This window comes from Actinomadura sp., from assembly GCF_044508335.1.
Classification (GTDB): domain Bacteria; phylum Actinomycetota; class Actinomycetes; order Streptosporangiales; family Streptosporangiaceae; genus Spirillospora.
Map to the genome: position 1 here is coordinate 4,558 of NZ_JBIQHY010000070.1, position 3,892 is coordinate 8,449.

8 protein-coding genes are annotated in these 3,892 nt (G+C 75.5%); all 8 read left to right on the top strand.

What is annotated here, in order from left to right; all coding sequences use genetic code 11:
- Positions 1–287: 287 nt before the first annotated feature.
- Positions 288–440, top strand: a complete 153-nt coding sequence (locus ACIWVC_RS22090) for a hypothetical protein (RefSeq protein ID WP_396454508.1) — start codon at positions 288–290, stop codon at positions 438–440.
- Between the two features lie 37 nt (positions 441–477).
- Positions 478–831: a hypothetical protein gene (locus ACIWVC_RS22095; RefSeq protein ID WP_396454509.1), complete on the top strand. Its 354-nt coding sequence runs from the start codon at positions 478–480 to the stop codon at positions 829–831.
- A 232-nt stretch (positions 832–1,063) separates the two neighbouring features.
- The gene (gene gvpJ / locus ACIWVC_RS22100; RefSeq protein ID WP_396454510.1) at positions 1,064–1,504 is read left to right on the top strand and encodes a gas vesicle protein GvpJ; all 441 of its coding nucleotides are present in this window, start codon (positions 1,064–1,066) and stop codon (positions 1,502–1,504) included.
- Positions 1,501–2,289 carry a GvpL/GvpF family gas vesicle protein gene (locus ACIWVC_RS22105; RefSeq protein ID WP_396454511.1) on the top strand — a complete coding sequence of 263 codons (789 nt, stop codon included), beginning with the start codon at positions 1,501–1,503 and terminating at the stop codon, positions 2,287–2,289. Before gvpJ ends, ACIWVC_RS22105 begins: the two co-directional genes overlap by 4 nt.
- A 5-nt stretch (positions 2,290–2,294) precedes the next feature.
- Complete coding sequence (locus ACIWVC_RS22110; RefSeq protein WP_396454512.1) at positions 2,295–2,546, top strand: gas vesicle protein GvpG; 252 nt, start codon at positions 2,295–2,297, stop codon at positions 2,544–2,546.
- Positions 2,547–2,556: 10 nt separating this feature from the next.
- Positions 2,557–2,820, top strand: a complete 264-nt coding sequence (gvpO, locus tag ACIWVC_RS22115; protein ID WP_396454513.1) for a gas vesicle protein GvpO — start codon at positions 2,557–2,559, stop codon at positions 2,818–2,820.
- Positions 2,821–2,826: 6 nt separating this feature from the next.
- A complete protein-coding gene (locus ACIWVC_RS22120) occupies positions 2,827–3,246 on the top strand; it encodes a gas vesicle protein (RefSeq protein WP_396454514.1) in 420 nt (139 codons plus the stop codon).
- On the top strand, positions 3,243–3,892 hold a 650-nt coding region (locus tag ACIWVC_RS22125), incomplete at its 3' end, for a GvpL/GvpF family gas vesicle protein (RefSeq protein ID WP_396454515.1). The genes ACIWVC_RS22120 and ACIWVC_RS22125, both read left to right, overlap by 4 nt.

Genomic DNA, 3,892 nt, shown 5'->3' on the forward strand with positions numbered 1-3,892 from the left:
CGGCGGACGGCGGCATGTGCGGGTGGCGGCGCGCGGCGCGTGTGCGGGCGGTCCCCGCCGGGCTCGCGGTCGCGTCTTGGGGCGGGCATGGCTCCGCCATACCCCGACCGACGTTTCCAACCGTCTGGCAGCGGCCCCGGCGGCGCGTGCGCGCCGGGCCGGGGCAGGTTTGCGCGGGCTCGCGAGGGTAGGCCGCGCTACGTGCGGTGCTCCGCGCAGCCGTACGTGCAGTTGTACGTGCGGCGCTGAAGGCGGTGCTGCGGGCCCGGCGGACCAGGGAGGCGTCGATGACCGGATTCGGGTGCTTCCCGTCCGCCGAGGAGCACGCGCCCGCCGGGCCGCTGCCGCGGCCGCGGCGGTTCCGGCGGCCGGCGCAGCCCGTGACCGAGGAGACGGCGGCCGGCGAGACGGCCGCCGAGCGGGCGCTGCGCGGCGGCTGACCCCCGGCCGACCTCGGCGGCCGACACGATTCCCCCGATGAAAGGACACATGATGGACACCCCCTCGATGCCGGGCAACGGCTCCGGAAAGGTGACCGAGACCACGGGCAAGGCCGGCCGGTCCGCCGGCGACGCGGCCGGGAAGGCCGCCGGGAAGGCGGCGGGCGGCACCGCCGACACCGCGCGGGAGACGGCCGGCACCGCCGGTTCGACCGCGCAGTCGGCGGGGCGGGCCGCCGCAGGGGCCGGCGGGCAGGTCGCGGCGCTGCCTGGCCGCGCCACGGCCCTGGTCAAGCTGGTGAACCTGCGGAAGTTCCTGCGGGCCGCTCCGGTCGCCGCGGCGGCCGTCGCCGGCCTGGTCGTCGGGCGCCTCACCGCCAGGAAACGCTGACCGCGCAACCCCAGCGGGCACCAGCCCGAACGTTCAGGCCGCGGCGCCCCCGGCCCGCCCGGGGGCGCCGCGGCCTGCCCGCGTCCACCCGCCGGACCTCGGGAGGGCGCGGGTGGACGCGCGCGTTGACCGGCGGGTGACCGAAACGAGAAGACCTGTTTAGAGAGATCGGTGTGGGTACACCGGGGTGCGTGCCAAACCCCCAGAGCAAACCCCCGATCGAGGAGATGAGATGACTGGGCCGATCGCCCAGCAGACTTCGGGCAGCAATTACGTCCAGCGCGGCGGAACAGGCAGCAGCCTCGCCGACGTCGTCGACCTGATCCTGGAAAAGGGCCTGGTCATCGACCTGTACGCGCGTGTGTCACTGGTCGGGATCGAGATCCTCACGGTCGATGTGCGGATCGTGGTCGCCAGCGTCGACACCTACCTGCGGTTCGCCGAGGCCGTGAACCGTCTCGACATCGCCCACGACGGCACCTCGCAGGGCCTGCCGCAGTTCGTGGAGGGCATGCAGGAGTCGGGCGCCAAGAAGAAGACGCGCGGCGCGCTGGAGGGCGCGGGCGAGCGGCTGAAGGAGACCTTCGGCGGCGGCGACTCCGACGACGACGAGGAGGAGAAGCAGCCCGCGCGGCGCCGCTCGTCCCGCAAGAAGGAGGACGAGGAAGAATGAGCACGCCGCAACCCCCCGGCGGCCAGGGGACGCAGGAGCGGGTCCCGCAGTACGTGTACGGCGTGACCCGCGCGGACGCCGAGCTGCCCGCCGATGTGAGCGGGCTGGACGACCGCCCGGTGGCGCTGGTGCGCGACGGCGGCGTGTGCGCCGCGATCGTCAGCGACCTGCCCACCGGCCGGGCGCTGGGCGAGCGCGCCGACCTGGTGGCGCACCAGCGGGTGCTGAACGCGCTGGTGGACGCCGGTACCGTGGTGCTGCCGTTCCGGTTCGGCGCGGCGCTGGCCGACCGCGACGCCGTGGAGAAGGAGCTGCTGGCCGGCAACTCCGACCGCCTCGGGCAGGTCCTGGACCAGCTGGAGGGCAGGGTCGAGCTGCGGCTGAAGGCCACCTACGTCCAGGACGAGGTGCTGGGCGAGATCATGGCGGCCGAGCCGGAGATCGCCGAGCTGTCGCAGCGGCTGCGGGAGGTCCCCCCGGACGCCGCCGACGCCGTCTACTACGACCGCATCCGGCTGGGCGAGCTGATCGCGCAGGCGATGGAGCGGCGCCGCGAGCGCGACGGGCAGGTCCTGCTGGACGGCGCGGCCCCGGCGGCGGAGGCGTTCGTGCGCAAGACGCCCGCGCGGGAGGAGGACGTCCTGGACGCCTCGTTCCTGGTGCCCGCCGACCGCCGCGCGCAGTTCGAGGAGGCCGTGGAGAAGCTCGGCGAGACCCACGCCGACCGGATCCGGGTCCGGCTGGTCGGGCCGCTGCCGCCCTACGACTTCGTCCCGGAGCAGTGAGGGCGATGGGACTGTTCAGCGGCCTGGTCACGCTGCCGCTCGCGCCCGTCAAGGGCGTGGTGTGGCTGGCCGAGACCCTCACCGAGCAGGCCGAGGCGCAGCTGTACGACCCGGGGCGGATCGCCGCGGAGATGCAGCAGATCGCCGACGAGGCCGCCGCCGGTGAGATCACCGAGGACGAGGCCGCGGCCCGCGAGGAGGAGCTGATCCGCCGGTTGAACGAGGGCCGCGCCCGCGGCTACCGGCCGGGCGGATAGCGGGAGGCCAGTGATGATGTCCGCGTCCGAGGCCGCCAAACGGGCGGTCGAGCACGTCACCGCGATGACCGGCCGCAGCGCCGAGTGCGTGGTGGGGATCGAGCGGGCCGGCGAGGACGGCTGGCGCGTCGCGGTGGAGGTGGTGGAGACCCGCCGCATCCCCGACTCCGCCGACATCCTCGCCTGCTACGACACCGAGGTGGACGCCGACGGGGAGCTGGTCGGCTACCGCCGCGCCCGCCGCTATCCCCGCGGACGAGTGGAGAGGGACTGAGACGCAGTGAGCGAGATCTCCTGGACCGGGCAGCGGTCCCCGGCGCGGTCGATGGCCGGTGAGCGGACCTCGGCGAACCTGGCGGACCTGCTGGAGCGCATCCTCGACAAGGGGATCGTGATCGTCGGGGACATCCGGGTGAACCTGCTCGACATCGAGCTGCTGACCATCAAGCTGCGGCTGCTGGTCGCGTCGGTGGACCGGGCCAGGGAGATGGGCATCGACTGGTGGGAGCACGACCCGTCGCTGTCGTCCAAGGCGCGGCAGGACGAGACCGAGGCCGGGCAGGCCGACCGCGAGCTGCTGGAGGAGAACCGGCGGCTGCGCGAGCGCCTCGCCGCCCTGGAGGCCGGCTCGGCCGGTGAGAACGGGGCCGGCGGGAACGGGGCGGCCCGCCCGGCGCGGGGGAAGGAGTCCACATCATGACCGGCGCCCCTACACCTGGCGCCCCGGCACCCGGCGCCCCGGCCGGTGACGCGGCAGGCGACACCGCGGGCGACACCGCCGGCGGCGCGGCCGGTCACCGGGACGGCACCGCCGTCTACCTGTACGGGGTGGCGCGCGGCCTGGACCCGGCCGCGCTCGGCGGCGCCGCCGGCGTCGCCGGCGCGCCCGTGCGCGGCGTGGTCGAGGGCGGGCTGACCGCGCTGGTCAGCACCGTCGCGCTCGCCGAGTACGGGGAGGCGGCACTGCGCGCCAACCTGGAGGACCTGGCGTGGCTGGAGGCCACCGCCCGCGCCCACCACGACGTGGTGGACCGGGCCGCGCACGCCGCGCCGACCGCGCCGGTGCGGATCGCCACGATCTACCGCGACGACGCGCGCGTCGCCGAGGTGCTGGCGGCGCAGGGCCCGCGGTTCACCGAGATCCTCGACCTCATCTCCGGCCGGTCGGAGTGGGGCGTGAAGGCCTACGCCTCCGCCGAGGCCATGCGCGGCGACGCCCCGCCCGCCGCGTCCCCCGGAACTTCCGCCGATGCTCCCGCCGGCGCATCCGCCGGTGCCGGCGGCACCGATCCCGGTGGGGGGCTCGCGCCCAGGGCCGAGCCCCTCACCGGCCCCAACCCCGGCCC